The following is a 16195-nucleotide window of genomic DNA, read 5'->3' as shown; positions in this document are numbered from 1 at the left end:
ATATTCTCTTGATTTATATATAAATTATAACATATTACTACATTTTTTTCAATTTTTCAACACTTTTATGTTGATTGATAAATTATTATAAAAAAGCCAGACATTTTAATTTACGTAAATATCTAGCTTTTTATAGTTTAGTACTATTCTATTATTATATTTATCCTCTTTTTATAACACTATTAATATTGAAATATATTCCTTATACATCATCGTTTTTATTTCATAAGTATATTGACATTAAGTAATATCTTTATTTTTTCTGCATATTTTTTAAGTGCCATAAAAAACACGTAGTTAAACTATTTAGCACTTGGATATTTTGAGGTATCCCAAGTATGGTCTGCACTTAGTTTACTATCTGTTATATTGAAATAATCGTATCTTAGAATATCTTTAGACGATACTGGGTCATCCCATGTAACATCTACATTTCGCCACTTATTGTCTATATAGACCATATTCCACGCATGAGCTTGTCCTTTACCTGTGCCTTCTACAACTATTGATTTGATTCCTGCAATAGTAAACATTTTTTGAGCAAGCAGCGAATATCCCTCACAAACTCCAGTATGCTTAATTAAAGTATTATATGGATCGTATATTTTATAAGACTCATCATACCGTGTATTGTTAACTATCCAGTCATGTATAGCAAGTTCTTTTTTTGACTGACTCATACTATCTGGAGCTATACGTGTAACTATTGCTCTTGCTTTTGCATCCAAATCGGCTTCCATTTCTGCTGTCATCTTATAAACACAATTAACCCTTACTTTTATGTTAGATGAACCCACTAAAGATGACGCCTGAATATTATAGCTAGATATATTATATGCTTCATATGGATTTGTATACTTTAAATTATCTAACTTATCTTTAATAGCATTACCTGCGCTGTTTATGTCTCCTTTATAATCTAAATCAAATGATGGGTTTTCTGCGCTTACATTATCTAGTATCTTTTGACCAAGATAATCTAAACCCGAGGCTTCTTTGCTTGCTGGAATATCGCTTGTACCTACCTCACTACTGTTTGGATTATATCCATCAGAATCAAAATAATAAGAAATTTTATCAATTAACCCCTGGTCAACTTTCCATGAATGTGCTTCTGCATACAACCATCCTGTAATATTATTTTTCCATTCTGAAATTGCTCCTATTGAATTTAATGATAATATTAAAGTTAGTATTAGTAAACTAATTATTAGTTTTAACTTTTTCATCTTCTGAACCTCCCTAATACATTCATCGTATATTATTCATATCCCTCTTATAATCCATTCTATTTGCTCATTATAGGCTATAATCTAATATGTTTCAATTATTTTTCATTTAATTCTTTTTTGTCACTAACTGATATCCTTTCAGCAAAAACAATCCCCTCTTCAGAACTATTAATTTAATTTTATTATTATCAATTAATATATACAACCAATCGTTATATTAGATAACATCTCTTCTGATTCATTTATAAGCTGTTCTAACACTTGCCATTTTAGGATGTACTATCATTTCTCCATTAATATTACTACATAATTTCAGTCCATTTTTTCTTATTGATTCTAGACGTTTACCTCTTACAAAAAAGTATACATCACCCAAATGCTTTGCAAATATACAGCCAATATATCCTCCAACTCCTACCATTCCAACAACGCAAACTTTTTTATTATGCATATTTAATTCCCCCTCTTTAAAACGATATTTCTTTTTAATCACATCCTATAAAGGATCCATTCATTTGTTCTTAAATTTAACCTTAGGTCACAAAGCCTTTTCATATTATCCTTTATAATTTCACATGTAAAAGTATAGGTGTAATCTCCACCTATTTTTTCCTTATCCCTTCTAACTAATCTTTCAATATTAATTACTTCTCCACCTTCATTATCATCTGCAATAGAGAAACATAGCGGTTTTACAATGCCTGCTCCGTCAGTCTTAGTAACTACTTGAATTGATTTATCTACTATGTTCATAATCGTTCACTCCTATTTCTATTTTTATTTTTTAATGGAGCGGAACTGTCAACATCCTGAGGATAGTTTTCTTTCTTGCTATTTTCTGTAAAACATGCCATCAAAAAATATTTTATCCTTTAGAATTGTTATGTTAGTTCCATACTCATTAGTAATTTTTTCTGATTTCCCTCCAATAGCTGGAATTTCATAAAGATTTTCATTGTCTAAATAATTTATATGATAAACATAATTATGACTTGCATTTATAAATATAGCTTTGTTATTAGATAATTTTGCTTTTCCAGTGCCATCTCCATTTATTTTATATAACTTATTACTATAGTATACAGTATCTTCGCATGCAGTCATAAATAAAGTTTCATCATCACAAATTTTTGTATTTTTATTGCCATCTAATTTCATTTTGTAGATAGATCTTGATTCTATTTTTTCATAAATTGCCTTACACTATTCATTTAATTAAATTGAAGTTACTCAAATTCTATATAAAATCTGCCAACATTTTTTTATGGTAAAAATTTAAAAGATAGAATATTCAAAATATTTAAAATATGATATAATAAGTTATAATATATAAAGGTGGTGTGTTTTTATGGAGAAATACGGAGAGCATGAAATAATCGTAATACAGAATAATGAAGATCAATACCCATATAAGGCAATTGCAAAAATAGGTGATAATGAAATAAAACACAAGGGACAAAGTGCGTCTGTAGCAATTGATTTAGTTAAGCAAAGCATTAATAAGTTAAAATCAAAACACATACTTTAGCTGTAGTGCATGGCTACTCCACTAAATAAATATTGGTATATTTAAAATATTAGGTATCTTATTTACATAAGAACCCTCGACTAATGTCGAGGGTTTTACCTTTTGAATTCCATAAAAAATCTAAACTTATCCTTTGTTTTTATAAATATGGTACATAATTGGCTTCTGAAGAGTTTTACATTTTCATATCTATACAAATCACATAGCTTGTACTTAGAAAATATTAATTCACTTTGACTGTAAAAGTGTTACCATTTTTAGCTTGCGCCTGTAGAAGAAACTAGAAACAGTTTCTTCTTGTTATATATCTACTTTACTCACTGTACGAAGTCTACCTTTTATAGGTGTTTTTTGTAACTCACAGAACACCCACTCCCCTTTATTATTTAATATTTCTACAAAGGTAGATATATCAAGTATATTGATGATTCCTATATCGTCTTTTGTCATGCCTTCAATATTGCAAAGTGTGCCTACAATATCTACCGCTCTCATCTTTGTTTTCTTACCTGCATTAATATGTAATTTCATAATCTCTTTACTAAGCGCAGCACCTTTTGTTTCTTTAATTTCAGGTCTTGTATTCATTTTCAAAGCAAATTCTTGTGTAAGATTATTTACAGTTTCCACTTTAGGTCTTTCCTTCAAAAGAATCTCTTTACCGATATATTCATGTATATCATTTAAATACTTACTTTCACTTTTTGTTACAAAAGTAATTGCTCTACCTGTTTTGCCTGCGCGTCCAGTTCTTCCTATCCTATGAACATAGCTTTCCTTGTCTTCAGGTATATCATAATTAATTACATGGGTTATATTATCTATATCTATCCCTCTAGCTGCAACATCTGTAGCTATTAGATATCTAAAATAACCCAGCTTAAAATTATTCATTACTCTTAATCTATCACTTTGTTCCATTCCACCATGTATTTTTCTACAAGTATATTGGAGCTTTGATAGCTCAGTATAAACTTCATCTACCTTTTGTTTTGTATTGCAGAATATCATACAGCTATCTGGATTTTCTAATATAGTTATATCACTTAAAAGTTCTATTTTATCCAATTCATTTACGTTATATCTTTCTTGGCATATATTATCTGCAGCATTATTTTGCGCCTCTATTTCAATATGTATAGGATCTTTCATATATTTGTTGCATAAAGTCTCTATGTCTTTTGGCATTGTTGCTGACAATAACATGGTCACACGTTCTTTTGATAAGTTTGTTATTATTGTTTCTATCTGCTCTACAAATCCCATATTAAGCATTTCATCAGCTTCATCTATTATAAGATACTTTATCTTAGATGTATCAAAGGTACCTTTTTCTAAATGATCTATAATACGACCAGGTGTACCGACTACTATATGTGTTTTTTGCTTAAGTTCCTTTTCTTGATCATAAAAAGGAGACTTCCCATAAATTGCAGCTACCTTAAGTCTTTTAAATCTACCTATATTAAAAATATCTTCTTTGACTTGGATAGCAAGTTCTCGTGTTGGCGTAAGCACTAATGCTTGAGGTTTATTTTCTTCCCAATCCACTAATTGGCAAATAGGAATAGCATATGCTGCAGTCTTTCCGCTTCCAGTTTGAGACTTTACTACTATATCCTTTTCCGTTAACGCAATTGGTATAACCTGTTTCTGAACTTTTGTAAACTCTTTGAAATTTAACATACTAATTGCTTTTAATAACTCGCTGCTTAACTTATAATCATTAAAATCTGCTTTTATCATTTGATCATCTCTTTTCCTATATTTTTTTACTATTATTGTTACAAATATACTTTTTTATACGATATTTTCTTTTTATCATTACAATCCATATACTAATATGCATACTAACCTTTTTATTATAGCATACCCATGTATTTCAATTACTTTAGGTACCTTATGGGAAATGATTGAGTTTCTAGCAGATTATTTCTTTAAAGCAGATATGGTAAATGGTGGACTTGAAGACACAGCAACAGATCTTCTTATAAAAATCTTTTTTGCCTTTATTACTTCGATAATATGGTATTATCGTAAAATGAAGAAAAAAGAAAATGAGCTTTCTAGATACAAAAAGGCTCAGCTTTAAATATAATTATTTTATTTATATATTTGTTATAGTATAATTAAAATATATTATCTAATAATTATCACCAAATGCTTATTTAAAGGAGATGTTAATATGAACACTTTAGAACAATTTAAATTTTATCCTCTTTTTTCTGAATTGGAAGGCGTAAAAAATATAACTGTCCATAATATCGATAAGAATTTAAACAAAAAAATTGAGGAGAACGATATTTGTATGGGTAATAGGCAAGTAGGATCAAGAAGTTATCATATTTTTTATTTTAAAAATGATAAATTTTCTCTTTATTATCATGGTGGTGGAACTGATTCATTATATAGTTCAGAGTCACTTGATGAAATATTAGAATACGCAAATAATCTTAAACCTGAAGACTTTGAATAATATTCACTCTTTCTAGTACTTACCAATCTTTATGTTTATATAGCATAAATTTGTATAAAATCATTAAAGCTGAGATTTTCATAAACGTGAAAATCTCAGCTTATTTACTTCTTCTATACTCTTAGACACTATCAAGTCCTCTATAATACTAAATTATATATTAATTTACCATCCTAATTTTTGTCCTTTTACTGTAAAATGACTATCATCATTTTTAAATTCTATATTAAAATTATTATTCTTGTCTACAGTTATCTTTGTTAAAGTGGCTTGGCCCATAACTTCTGTATTTACTTCTTCATCTTTAAAATAATACATTAAGGCCTTTAGTGTTATTCCATGAGCTACTACAAAAATAGTTTTTCCTCTGTTTTGCTCTATCAACTTATCCATAGTTTCACTTATTCTAGTTCTAACACATCCTAATGTTTCACCATTTGGAGCACATAAATTAACATCACCATTCATAATAAAATCAATATTCCATTCTGGATTTTCTTTCATAACTTCATCTGTTCTTCTACCTTCATAATCACCAAAGCACATTTCCATTAATCCATCATTTGTTATAACTTCTATGTTCTTTTCCCCTTTAATTATCTTAGCAGTATCTAATGCTCTTTCTATTGGACTTGAATATATAACATCAATATCTATATCTTTAATCCTGTCCCGAAGCTCCATAGCTCTAGCTATTCCAGTCTGTGTTAAAGGCGAGTTTCCTCTCCCCTGTAATCTTCTTTCAATATTCCATTCTGTTTGTCCATGCCTTGTTAGATATACTACAGTATTCATTAGTTGTTTTCTCCTCATATAATTAATTTTATAGTCATCATTTAATATTATAATTTTATTCTTTATCATCTATAAATTCAAATACTTCTTCTACTGATTTCCCAAATACCTTAGCAATATCCACTGCTAATTTTAAAGGGTGCTATAATTTTAATTACATCCTATAAATGATCCATTCATTTGTGCTTAAATTTAACCTTAGGTCACAAAGCATTTTCATATTATCCTTTATAATTTCACATGTAAAAGTATAGGTGTAATCTCCACATATTTTTTCATAAATTGCCTTACACTATTCATTGAAGATGGCATAAAATAATTAAAGCCGAGGTTTCCCAAACATAGAAAATATTAGCTTGTAAATATTTCCAATATAATACAGTAAAAAATGACTTTATAGACTTTTTCTTTCCTATAAGTTATCATATAAAAATAGTATTTTCATTAAATGAGAATACTATTTTTGATATTATACGAAAGAAGGAATAAACGTTGATTTAAAGGATTTTGACTATATTATTACTGACACAGAATTTGAAGCTTTTATGCTAGAATGTACGCTAATAATAGAGCTGAAACCTAGATACAATAGACTAATGAAAAATCCATTATCTTATACATATATAAAGATTGAATTAGGTGAAAAATATCCTAGTATAGAAATTTCTATCACTAATAGTCAAAATGAACATACCTTTATTTTGGTCCATATACAAATAAGAATGCTGCAGAAAAAGCTATTCAAATCATAAAGGATTTTTATAAAATAAATTGCAACTATACTTATAAAAATGGTACTTCATGTTTGAGCTACTCCTTAGACTTGTGTATTGGTATGTGCTTAGAATTAGCAGCTACAACTAAGCAATATGAAAATATCATCTGTAAAGTTATAGCATTACTTAATGATGCTGATAATACTTTACTCAAATAAATAGAAGAAAAGATGCTTATAGCTTCAGTAACCTACCTTACAAATAATCGAAAGACTATAAAATTTTCAGAAGAAAATAAAAATATAGTTATAATTGAATCTCTAAATGAGAATTTAATAAAGCTTTTTCTTATTAAGAAAAGCAACGTTCTTTTTTCCCAAACTTATAATATAAAAGATATTAATGTTAAACAACTAAATGAAATTATAAAAATAAGTATTATTCACTACTTTAAAGCTATTACTAGCTCTCCTATAGAAGTTAATAACGATGAAATAGACAAAACTCAAATAATACATAGCTATTTTCAAAGCAGTAGCTGTAATTATATTACAATTCCTGAAAACTTGGTTAATCTGGAGCGTAATTCAGAATTAGACGCATTAATAAACAAATTGCTAATTATTTAAGGCATTTGGAAGTTCATTATATCAAAAACAAAATGTAGTATACAAAAAACAACTTATGTCCTATCTATTTTTTCTAAAACATGCCATCAAATTTTCCATTTCCATTGAAGGTGTTACCTTCAAAAGAATCTCTTTGCCTATATATTCATATATATCATTTAAAAACTTACCTTCATTTTGTGTTACAAACGTAATTGCTCTACAAATCCCATATTAAGCATTTCATCCGCTTCATCTATTATAAGATACTTTATCTTTGATGTATCAAATGTACCTTTTTCTATGTGATCTATAATACGGCCAGGCGTACCAACTACTATATGTGTTTTTTGTTTAAGATCCTTGATATCTACAATTATTATACTTCACTCATGGACGTCACAGACTTAGCGTTAGTTTTTAAAAGTTATGTTTTTACAATACCAAAAATTAATGATAATAAAAGGAATCTTAACTAAAATACACTTATTAGGTATAAAGTCAATATTATTATTGCAAAGTGTACATTTTTAGGAATAAAAAGAATATTTTTGAACAAACAAATCAAATACACAAATTATTTGCGTTTAATACAGGATTTTGTATGTTTAGAGGGAAGAGTATTTACTTAATTTAAGTATTATGATAATATATATTTGGTTATGCATACCAAATAATACAAAAAATTTATTATTTTACAATATATATTTATAAAATTAATAAAAGAGGGGGAAATTAATTATGAAAACAAAAAAAATAACAAATATAATTTTATTATGTTGTATTTTTACTTCTAGTATAATTATACCAGTTTATGCTACAGATTCAGTTGGAAGTGCTAATAATATAGCTGCAACAACTACAACGGGTTCAGCGGTAACAGTAGCAACTCAATATAACACTAAAGAAAATGCTATTGCACTTAAGAGAAATACTAAGGAAGATTCTGTTACTTGGAAATCTAATCGAGTATCATATTCAAAAGTAATTGGAGAAGCTTGGTTTAAAGTATATCTTCCACAAGGAGAACAAGCTACTACTCTTTATACGGATAAAAATGTAACTGCAACTGTTATATCTGAAAGCAATCAAGAAATATTTAATGGACAGTACGGAAAAGGACATGCAATATCACAAAAAATGAACATTGAAACTTCAGGAACATATTATATAAAATTAACACCTGAGGATAATCAAATTCCTTATGATTTTTATATAATGGCTGGTGAACCTAATTATAAGAATGCAGAATATGAATGTACTGCTAATACTACCCTTAGATTAAGCGGAAGTACTGGAAAAACAAATACAGCATATTTTAATTTAAGTTCACAATCATCTATTCCAGATGGTGCACTTGTTAGACAAATAAATATTTATCCGGGAGGAAGAATGTCGCAATGGGTAGATGTTGATTTTTACTTAAAACCAGAATCGTATGCAACAATTAAATTGCCATATACATCAATTTTCTCACAAGATAATGTAGGTCAGGATTTTGGATTAATTAATGTAAAACAAAGTTGGTCAATTTATTTTAATAGAACATCTTCATACGTTAAATCAATAAACTCAGTAAATCCAACAATAAAACTTTGGTATTGTGCACCGGATTATACTTCAATATATGAATAAATTAAGAATAGATTTTTATAGTATATTCTAGAGGACTGTAGTCTAGTAGATAGTTTTGTTTTTACATAAAACTATCTACTATATTTTATGCAATAAAATAGGTATGCAGAAAACTACGTTTTACGTAGTTTTTTTGATTATAGCAAATTTAATTAGTAGAATAAGCTAAATACACACAAGTTACTTTAATTTAAAAAAGCTAGAATAGTATTAAAATTTAAAAATTTCAGTCATTCTTCCTTCACAAAGCCCCCCAGTGGGCAATGTCATCAACGTTCACTCCTATCTCTATTTTTTATAAAACAAACCATTAAAAAATATTTTATCCTTTAGAATTGTTATATTAGTTCCATACTCATTGGTGATTTTTTCAGATTTTCCTCCACTAGCTGGAATTTTATAAAGATTTTCATTGTCTGAATAATTTACATAATAAACATAATCAAAACTTGCATTTATAAATGTAACTTTATTATTAGATAATTTCGCTTTTCCAGTCCCATCTGCATTTATTTTATATAACTTATTATCATCTGACTTATTACTATAGTATACAGTATCTTCGCACACAGTCATAAATAAAGTTTCATCATCACAAATTTTTGTATTCTCACTTCCATCTAATTTCATTCTGTAGATTTTATATCCATCAGATATATTAGTGTAATAAATCCATTCATTACTTACAGTCATATCTTCTGTGCTAGTTAAATTAAGTTTTATTCTACAAGTACCATCTAAGGATATCTTGTATATATTATTTAAGTCAATTGAATGTGAGTTAGTTCTTTTAACATAATATATCCAATATCCTGTAACAAACATATTACCTGTTGGTTCATTTGCTATACATGTGTCTTCGGTTCCATCTTTTTTAACTTTATTTATACTATGATGAAAAGGATCCTTCCAATTGCTATAATAAATCCAACCATCTACAAGATTAAGATTCCATACTCTATTTGGAATTACTTTTGTATTATAGTTTAAATCACAAAAATCCTTCCTAGGCGGATCATTTTTCTTTATTTTATATAAATAATCAGGAGCTGCTCCATAAACATCTCCAACTCTGTTTATATAATATATATAATCATCATCTTCTACAGCCATTCCGTCATTTACAATATTACCTGATGAATTTGAAACCTTTGAATCATCATTTTTAGGAGCATTTGAACTGCTATAGCAGGTAAAATTAAAATTATATATTTTATCATAAGCACCATATGAGTTTTTCTCTATTCCACTAGATGAAGATTTATTTACAAAAATCATAACTTTGTAATTACCTTCAGTTAGCGGCTGACTATCTTCTATAATAAAATCATTGTATGCAATCATATCATTTGAATATCCATTAGTTAATTCTGTATATCCTTTATCATTATCCTTAGCTATAAATACTCTATACTGAACTGGATCATAGTTACCATAGTCGGAATAACCCCCATCATACTTGGAGGTCATATTAATTTTAACTGTGTCACCACTTATAACTGGATAATGGTCAACGCCTGCATATTCAACATATGGGTTATGCTTTTCAACTGATAAGCCTGAAATAGTGCCTAAATCTGTATGGGCAAAATCTGTACCTGATGTTTCGTCAGCTTTTACACTCGTGTTACATGATATAAGAATTAATCCTGCAATAATAACAACTGAAAAAAATCTATTAACAGCCTTTTTTGACTTCATATATATCTCCACCCCCATTCAATTTATGTATTAAAATATTTATTCACTGCTCTAAGGGATGCATCTGCAACTTTTTGACTGTTAATTCTATGCATCATCATCTTTGCATCACCATCATCAGTTAGAGCAATAGTTTCCATAAGTACTGCTGGGCACCATGCTGAGGATAAAACTGCAAGACTTTGTCTATCTTGAAGTGGATATGTATTAGTTTTTACAATGCTAGATACTTCCCTCATAAGAATACTCGCAAATTCTCTTCCTGGTTTTGGTGCAGTTGAATTATATAATACTGTAGTTCCTCTAAACATATAAACACATTGCATATTAACATCCAGTGGAAGTGAATTATTGTGAACACTGAAAAATAAATCTGCATTTAAAAGATTTGCTGGATCTGTTCTATTAAGTAATCCTACATTACTATCATCATCTCTGGTTATATATATACGATATCCTGATTTTATAAGATTTTCTTTTATTCTTTTAGATATATCCAAATTTAGCTGCTTTTCATAAGTAAAATTGGCTGTTGTTCCAAGCTCTGAGCCACCATGACCAGGATCAATAATTATTATTTTAGAATTGTCTTTAACTTTTTCTTCAAAAGTAACATCTATAAAAGTTGTAAATTCATATTTATTGTCTCCTAGGGACGAATATCTTCTTTTTACTAGATTTACTTTAATATCTATTTTCCCAGAAGTCTCAATATCAACTTTTGCTGTATTATTATCAAGTTTATCTAGCTTTATGTCCTTTATATACTTATTGTCTTTCAAAATTGAACTAAAGTTATCAGTTGAACCAGTAACATTAACTTGTGAAATGGTTATTTCTATCCTATTACCATTAATAGATTCAGAGTACTTGGGCTCTACTGTATATTTTCTAATATCTCCCACTTCAGACTCTGAGCATAAACATGAAATTGGAATTCCTAGAGCTCCTTTATGATTAATTTGATAATATTTAAAAGCATTCTGCTGCAAATCATAAACTTTACTATTGCTATCTTCACTTGTAGCAGTATTTTCTGCATTACAATAAGAAACAGGTAATATGAAAATACATGCTAATAACATTCCAAAGATCATATATATAAATTTTTTCATAAATATTTATCCTCACTACTTTTTTCTCTATACTATAAATAGATTTTGATTCTATTTTTCCGCAAATTGCTTTACACTATTCATTGAAGATGTTACATAAAATAATTAAAGCTGAGATTTCCTAAACATAGAAAATCTCAGCTTATAAATATTCCCAATAACAAACCATTTTTATACTAAAATATTAATTTAATTTTGAGAAATGTGTATGATCTTTAATCTTAATATATTTCCATATATCCTTATACTTAATTTCGAATTCTGCATGATCACCAAGTGCATGCATAACCCCTATGCTAATACCTAAAGAATCTTTAGTCATATAACTGAATTCACTCCCCATCTTATCCGATGGATCTGCAGTTAAAAGTGTTTTTTTCCAATCATCAAAAGTAACCATACTTATTTCAGACTTATATTCAGATTCATACTCACTATTCACAGCCTTAAACTTTCCATTAATAAGCATATTAACAAAATCATCATTAATATCTACAATATCATTTAGTCTCAATATCTTTGTATTTGTAATATCCAAATTAGTCGTATAAAAGAGATTACTTGGATGTGCAGCTCCTGAAACATTTCCTACACCAGAATAAATTATGCTAAGAAATTCTGGTTCCTGACAAACAATTTTATAATTTATATCAATGGTTACATCACCGTCTGCATCTTTATAATAATTGTTGCCCTTCAATGCATCATTTTTAATAATTTCATTTAATTCTTTCTGTTTTTCAGCGTCACTTAAATCTGTTATTTGAGGATAGTTTATCTTAGTTCCTTTATTATTATCATAAGTTTCACTTATTATTTTGTATGAACTTTCGGGAGACACCTTCAAATTATTTTGAGTATCATTTTCATTTACCTTATTATTTTCAATTTTAGAATTATCAGCAGAAATACTGTTATTTCCCATAACTGCTTTTGTAGAATCATCAGTCTTGATACTGCATGACAATGTTATTACCATTGTTCCTACAATTATTGATAAAACGCATAAATTTCTAAACATAATTTCCTCCTCTATAACCTCGTAGCAAGTTTAATCATTCTTCCTTCATAAAGACCCCTGTAGGTTCTTCTGGTTTACTTTTTAACTTAAGACTTAATTGCCATTCCATTATCTAAAACTAAAATAAATATTTCTTCAAATGATTCACACTCATCGCCATTAAACTCATACGCCTTATAAGTATTAATCAATTTATTAATTCCTTGTTCTGTCGTGCACAGCTCATCAAGTTCACTGCTCTTTTGATACAAAGTTAATACTGTGTGAATGGTACTCAAATACTTTTCTTCAATAAAAACTACTTTTTTTATATCTTTGTTTTCCTCCTTAAATTTCTTTAGCCTCTCATCACTTATATTTTTTAATAATACCTTTTTATTCTTTGCATGACTCTCCTTTGCTAAGTCTGGTCTCTTCTGATACTTTTTATACCACTCTTTCGAACTAACTATGCCTTCCTTATTATATAAATCTTTAAGTAACTCTAATTCATTTTTATTTACCTCAATAAATCTATATCCAGGAACATTTTCTCCAAACTCTTTTAAAATCTCATACTTACCATCTATATACTTTGCTAATATCCAATTATTTTGTATTACTTTTTCTGTGTGAGCTAAAAGACAATGCTTAGTTCCATGAGATACAAAATTCCAATGGTCTGATATCCTTAAACTTCCTTCTGGCTTATAGTCCCAAGTAATTTCTGGTACATTATAATAAGTTGAGCTATATGGACTTTTATTAATATAATCAAACTTATTAATTTCCTCTAATACTTCCTTTGGTGTTATCTTCGCGCTTTGAGGTAATAATATCTTTTTCATAACTATTCTCCTAACTACTTTATGTGAATAGTATTTGCATTTACCACTTAAATATTATAATACAGTAAGAAATGACTTTATAGACTTTTTCTTTCCTATAAGTTATCATATAAAAATAGTATTCTCATTAGATGAGAATACTATTTTTGATATTATACGAAAGAAGGAATAAACGTGGATTTAAAGGAAAAAGTAAGAGCTCTCCCATCAGTTCCAGGAGTGTATCTTATGAAAGATTCCCTTGGTATCATCATCTATGTAGGAAAATCAAAGAACTTAAAAAATAGAGTTGGTTCTTATTTTCAAAATATAAAATCTAGTACTCCAAAAGTTGAAAAGCTCATAAAAAATTTAACTTTTATCTTGTACAATATTTATAAGTTGCTTTTTTTGCTAATTTTACGCCAAGTGTAGACTTAACAAAGATATCAATCATTTTTTCTTTAGTAACTTTGATTTCTATATTTACATTATACCTCTTACATAATTTAGCTAAGTCACCCTTAGTTATATTAGAATCGTTCATATAAGTAACTGCATTTTTAACACTAGGCATAACCATTATACGTTTATATAATTCATCATTTGTCATTTGAGCACCTCCATTCTATCATTTGGTAATTTATCATATATAGATTATATCATAATTTTGTATTGTAATTAATATCTTCTACAATGTAAATGTATTCTTTAATTTTTGCTTAACAAAAAAGCACTGCACCAAATATATGAATTTAGTACAATGCTTATATATGGAAAATTATGTTTCCCCCGGTGGTACTTCTGAGACAGGTGGTGTTTAAGTTCTATTTAAAAGTAATGACGTGATTTACTTGCTAATTAATTAAGTGACGCAATACTTTTTAGTATAGCATCCATATTAGTATAATTAGCACCAAGTGATTTCGCCTTAAGTATCTCTCCTTTTGCTAAATCAAATTTTTTCATATTGTAATACACTATTCCTAAGAAATAATGCCCATCTTTGGGATCTAATTCTTCTAAGTCATTGGAATATTTAACAGCATCATCATATTTCTTTAAAAAGATATCTGAATTAACAATACATTTTAAAGTATATGTTTTTATTTGCTCAGATGGATTTAATTCCAAAATTTCCTTAGCATTTTTTTCAGCCTCTTTCCAATTTTGCGCTTTATTATCTTGCTCTAGTTGAGTTACCAATCTTATTGTTTTACTTTGAGTATTATTAAAGCCCCATAAAACTGTTGATGACGTTATTATAATCGCAAGTACTAAGTAAATATATTTATTTAAATACCATAACCTCTTTTTCGATTCATTGAATATTCCTGCTAACGTAAATCCTCCTATAAGCCCTCCCAAATGTGCAAAATTATCTATTCCAGATTTAGTAAATCCATAAAATAAGTTTATGAAAATTACTGCAACTATGTTGTATCCTAATCCAGACTTAAATAATGCAGGATTCTCTATACATATAAAAAGAACGGCTCCAAATAACCCAAAAATAGCTCCTGATGCCCCTGCTCCAGGATTTGAATTAAATGTGAAACTAAATATATTACCTAAAATTCCAGCTGCAAGATATATGGCTATAAATTTAGTCTTTCCTAGAATTCTTTCAGCAAGTATGCCGATTAAATATAATGAATAACAATTTAAAGCTACATGAATTATGTTCACATGTAAAAATATTGGTGTTATAAACCTCCAATATTCCCCTTGCAATATGTGGGCATTTTCTTTACTTCCAAAATTTAATAACAGTGTATTATAATCTATATCCGACTTCCATGAATATAACCCCATTAAAGCAAAGATTAAAATATTTAAAGCAACTAATATATAAGTTATTATTGGCTTTTTAGTCTTAAATTCAATCCTAGATTCCATTTTCTTTTTTTCTACAATTTCTTCAAAGTTTACATAAGAATTATCACTTTTCTTATATTCACTAAAATATTTCTTTAAATGTCCTTTTATTCCAAACTCATCTCTTTTGGTTTTAAAATGGCTCATTACACTTTGTTCTTCAAGGTTTACAACCATACTTCTTAAGTATTTTCTTCCTGTTACTTTATTAACTTGGTTTTCATCAATAATCTTGATTTTCTCTATTTGTGGGTCCTTTTCAAAAATAAATATTTCAAAAGAATATACAACAGTATTCTTCTTAGAACTTAAAAGACTTTCCTTCACATCTATAAAATGTTGTTTTATCTCTTCTTCTGAAATCAAGTCCCCATTAATTAACTTCAAAAAAATAATTGTACCAAAATAATCTTTTATCATTATATTATTTTTCTCATCTATTTTTATTTTATTTTCTTCATCATATAATGGCATAAAATCCTTATATTTAGTAAAACTCATCATCATTGCTTCTATATTATCTTTATACATACTATTCCCCTTACCCCTTTAACTGATTTTATAACCAGAATGTCGGCTTAACTTTTTAGTAGCTTGTAATAATTATATTAGTAACATGTTTCATAAAATCTCTTTTGCTAGCCTCATATACAATCATTTTCAGTTCCCCTTTTTATAAATGTG

17 protein-coding genes and 3 pseudogenes are annotated in these 16195 nt (G+C 28.0%); 6 read left to right on the top strand and 14 right to left on the bottom strand.

The window, feature by feature from the left end:
- Positions 1–302 precede the first annotated feature (302 nt).
- The 4 genes from psyc5s11_RS10005 to psyc5s11_RS09990 form a co-directional block, all read right to left on the bottom strand.
- On the bottom strand, positions 303–1229 hold the full coding sequence (locus tag psyc5s11_RS10005) for a transglutaminase domain-containing protein (protein ID WP_224037438.1): 927 nt from the start codon (positions 1227–1229) through the stop codon (positions 303–305).
- Between the two features lie 241 nt (positions 1230–1470).
- The gene (locus tag psyc5s11_RS10000) at positions 1471–1683 is read right to left on the bottom strand and encodes a 2-dehydropantoate 2-reductase (protein ID WP_224037437.1); all 213 of its coding nucleotides are present in this window, start codon (positions 1681–1683) and stop codon (positions 1471–1473) included.
- A gap of 38 nt (positions 1684–1721) precedes the next feature.
- A complete protein-coding gene (locus psyc5s11_RS09995; protein WP_224037436.1) occupies positions 1722–1985 on the bottom strand; it encodes a hypothetical protein in 264 nt (87 codons plus the stop codon).
- A 78-nt stretch (positions 1986–2063) separates the two neighbouring features.
- Complete coding sequence (locus psyc5s11_RS09990) at positions 2064–2414, bottom strand: DUF5050 domain-containing protein (RefSeq protein WP_258712463.1); 351 nt, start codon at positions 2412–2414, stop codon at positions 2064–2066.
- Positions 2415–2580: 166 nt separating this feature from the next.
- Here psyc5s11_RS09990 and psyc5s11_RS09985 point away from each other — a divergent pair, with 166 nt between their 5' ends.
- Positions 2581–2760 carry a hypothetical protein gene (locus tag psyc5s11_RS09985; protein ID WP_224037435.1) on the top strand — a complete coding sequence of 60 codons (180 nt, stop codon included), beginning with the start codon at positions 2581–2583 and terminating at the stop codon, positions 2758–2760.
- 300 nt (positions 2761–3060) lie between these two features.
- Here the strand turns inward: psyc5s11_RS09985 and psyc5s11_RS09980 are convergent, their stop codons facing one another.
- Positions 3061–4506: a DEAD/DEAH box helicase gene (locus psyc5s11_RS09980; RefSeq protein ID WP_224037434.1), complete on the bottom strand. Its 1446-nt coding sequence runs from the start codon at positions 4504–4506 to the stop codon at positions 3061–3063.
- Positions 4507–4669: 163 nt separating this feature from the next.
- Between psyc5s11_RS09980 and psyc5s11_RS09975 the strand changes: the two genes are divergently transcribed.
- Together psyc5s11_RS09975 and psyc5s11_RS09970 are read left to right on the top strand one after the other, a co-directional pair.
- A complete protein-coding gene (locus psyc5s11_RS09975) occupies positions 4670–4852 on the top strand; it encodes a hypothetical protein (protein ID WP_224037433.1) in 183 nt (60 codons plus the stop codon).
- A gap of 93 nt (positions 4853–4945) precedes the next feature.
- Positions 4946–5236 carry a hypothetical protein gene (locus tag psyc5s11_RS09970; RefSeq protein WP_224037432.1) on the top strand — a complete coding sequence of 97 codons (291 nt, stop codon included), beginning with the start codon at positions 4946–4948 and terminating at the stop codon, positions 5234–5236.
- Between the two features lie 165 nt (positions 5237–5401).
- Here the strand turns inward: psyc5s11_RS09970 and psyc5s11_RS09965 are convergent, their stop codons facing one another.
- On the bottom strand, positions 5402–6031 hold the full coding sequence (locus tag psyc5s11_RS09965) for a histidine phosphatase family protein (protein ID WP_224037431.1): 630 nt from the start codon (positions 6029–6031) through the stop codon (positions 5402–5404).
- Between the two features lie 55 nt (positions 6032–6086).
- A pseudogene (locus psyc5s11_RS09960) lies at positions 6087–6167 on the bottom strand (transcriptional regulator); the annotation flags it as partial.
- Positions 6168–6977: 810 nt separating this feature from the next.
- Here psyc5s11_RS09960 and psyc5s11_RS09955 point away from each other — a divergent pair.
- On the top strand, positions 6978–7376 hold the full coding sequence (locus psyc5s11_RS09955) for a hypothetical protein (protein ID WP_224037430.1): 399 nt from the start codon (positions 6978–6980) through the stop codon (positions 7374–7376).
- Positions 7377–7567: 191 nt separating this feature from the next.
- Here psyc5s11_RS09955 and psyc5s11_RS09950 read toward each other — a convergent pair.
- Positions 7568–7720: pseudogene (locus psyc5s11_RS09950) on the bottom strand (DEAD/DEAH box helicase); the annotation flags it as partial.
- 376 nt (positions 7721–8096) lie between these two features.
- Between psyc5s11_RS09950 and psyc5s11_RS09945 the strand changes: the two are divergent.
- Positions 8097–8990, top strand: a complete 894-nt coding sequence (locus psyc5s11_RS09945) for a hypothetical protein (protein WP_224037429.1) — start codon at positions 8097–8099, stop codon at positions 8988–8990.
- 288 nt (positions 8991–9278) lie between these two features.
- On the opposite strand, the gene psyc5s11_RS09940 is transcribed toward psyc5s11_RS09945, so the two are convergent.
- From psyc5s11_RS09940 to psyc5s11_RS09925, 4 genes are all read right to left on the bottom strand, one after another.
- Positions 9279–10691 (bottom strand): DUF5050 domain-containing protein, encoded by a 1413-nt coding sequence (locus psyc5s11_RS09940; RefSeq protein ID WP_224037428.1) that lies wholly within the window; start codon positions 10689–10691, stop codon positions 9279–9281.
- A gap of 23 nt (positions 10692–10714) precedes the next feature.
- The gene (locus psyc5s11_RS09935; RefSeq protein ID WP_224037427.1) at positions 10715–11806 is read right to left on the bottom strand and encodes an N-acetylmuramoyl-L-alanine amidase family protein; all 1092 of its coding nucleotides are present in this window, start codon (positions 11804–11806) and stop codon (positions 10715–10717) included.
- 184 nt (positions 11807–11990) lie between these two features.
- Positions 11991–12827 (bottom strand): DUF4163 domain-containing protein, encoded by an 837-nt coding sequence (locus psyc5s11_RS09930; RefSeq protein ID WP_224037426.1) that lies wholly within the window; start codon positions 12825–12827, stop codon positions 11991–11993.
- A gap of 86 nt (positions 12828–12913) precedes the next feature.
- On the bottom strand, positions 12914–13654 hold the full coding sequence (locus psyc5s11_RS09925) for a hypothetical protein (RefSeq protein ID WP_224037425.1): 741 nt from the start codon (positions 13652–13654) through the stop codon (positions 12914–12916).
- Positions 13655–13828: 174 nt separating this feature from the next.
- Here psyc5s11_RS09925 and psyc5s11_RS09920 point away from each other — a divergent pair.
- A pseudogene (locus tag psyc5s11_RS09920) lies at positions 13829–14008 on the top strand (GIY-YIG nuclease family protein); the annotation flags it as partial.
- Positions 14009–14012: 4 nt separating this feature from the next.
- Here psyc5s11_RS09920 and psyc5s11_RS09915 read toward each other — a convergent pair.
- A complete protein-coding gene (locus tag psyc5s11_RS09915) occupies positions 14013–14246 on the bottom strand; it encodes a hypothetical protein (protein WP_224037424.1) in 234 nt (77 codons plus the stop codon).
- 248 nt (positions 14247–14494) lie between these two features.
- Positions 14495–16042: a rhomboid family protein gene (locus psyc5s11_RS09910; protein WP_224037423.1), complete on the bottom strand. Its 1548-nt coding sequence runs from the start codon at positions 16040–16042 to the stop codon at positions 14495–14497.
- Positions 16043–16195 lie beyond the last annotated feature (153 nt).

It is taken from the genome of Clostridium gelidum (genome assembly GCF_019977655.1).
GTDB lineage: Bacteria > Bacillota > Clostridia > Clostridiales > Clostridiaceae > Clostridium > Clostridium gelidum.
This window is presented reverse-complemented; position numbering and strand designations above follow the sequence as displayed.

Bases quoted from the DNA above. Each gene is read 5' to 3' on its own strand.
- psyc5s11_RS10005 (WP_224037438.1), bottom strand. From the start codon at position 1,229: ATGAAAAAGTTAAAACTAATAATTAGTTTACTAATACTAACTTTAATA.
- psyc5s11_RS10000 (WP_224037437.1), bottom strand. From the start codon at position 1,683: ATGCATAATAAAAAAGTTTGCGTTGTTGGAATGGTAGGAGTTGGAGGA.
- psyc5s11_RS09995 (WP_224037436.1), bottom strand. From the start codon at position 1,985: ATGAACATAGTAGATAAATCAATTCAAGTAGTTACTAAGACTGACGGA.
- psyc5s11_RS09985 (WP_224037435.1), top strand. From the start codon at position 2,581: ATGGAGAAATACGGAGAGCATGAAATAATCGTAATACAGAATAATGAA.
- psyc5s11_RS09980 (WP_224037434.1), bottom strand. From the start codon at position 4,506: ATGATAAAAGCAGATTTTAATGATTATAAGTTAAGCAGCGAGTTATTA.
- psyc5s11_RS09975 (WP_224037433.1), top strand. From the start codon at position 4,670: ATGATTGAGTTTCTAGCAGATTATTTCTTTAAAGCAGATATGGTAAAT.
- psyc5s11_RS09970 (WP_224037432.1), top strand. From the start codon at position 4,946: ATGAACACTTTAGAACAATTTAAATTTTATCCTCTTTTTTCTGAATTG.
- psyc5s11_RS09965 (WP_224037431.1), bottom strand. From the start codon at position 6,031: ATGAATACTGTAGTATATCTAACAAGGCATGGACAAACAGAATGGAAT.
- psyc5s11_RS09955 (WP_224037430.1), top strand. From the start codon at position 6,978: ATGCTTATAGCTTCAGTAACCTACCTTACAAATAATCGAAAGACTATA.
- psyc5s11_RS09945 (WP_224037429.1), top strand. From the start codon at position 8,097: ATGAAAACAAAAAAAATAACAAATATAATTTTATTATGTTGTATTTTT.
- psyc5s11_RS09940 (WP_224037428.1), bottom strand. From the start codon at position 10,691: ATGAAGTCAAAAAAGGCTGTTAATAGATTTTTTTCAGTTGTTATTATT.
- psyc5s11_RS09935 (WP_224037427.1), bottom strand. From the start codon at position 11,806: ATGAAAAAATTTATATATATGATCTTTGGAATGTTATTAGCATGTATT.
- psyc5s11_RS09930 (WP_224037426.1), bottom strand. From the start codon at position 12,827: ATGTTTAGAAATTTATGCGTTTTATCAATAATTGTAGGAACAATGGTA.
- psyc5s11_RS09925 (WP_224037425.1), bottom strand. From the start codon at position 13,654: ATGAAAAAGATATTATTACCTCAAAGCGCGAAGATAACACCAAAGGAA.
- psyc5s11_RS09915 (WP_224037424.1), bottom strand. From the start codon at position 14,246: ATGACAAATGATGAATTATATAAACGTATAATGGTTATGCCTAGTGTT.
- psyc5s11_RS09910 (WP_224037423.1), bottom strand. From the start codon at position 16,042: ATGTATAAAGATAATATAGAAGCAATGATGATGAGTTTTACTAAATAT.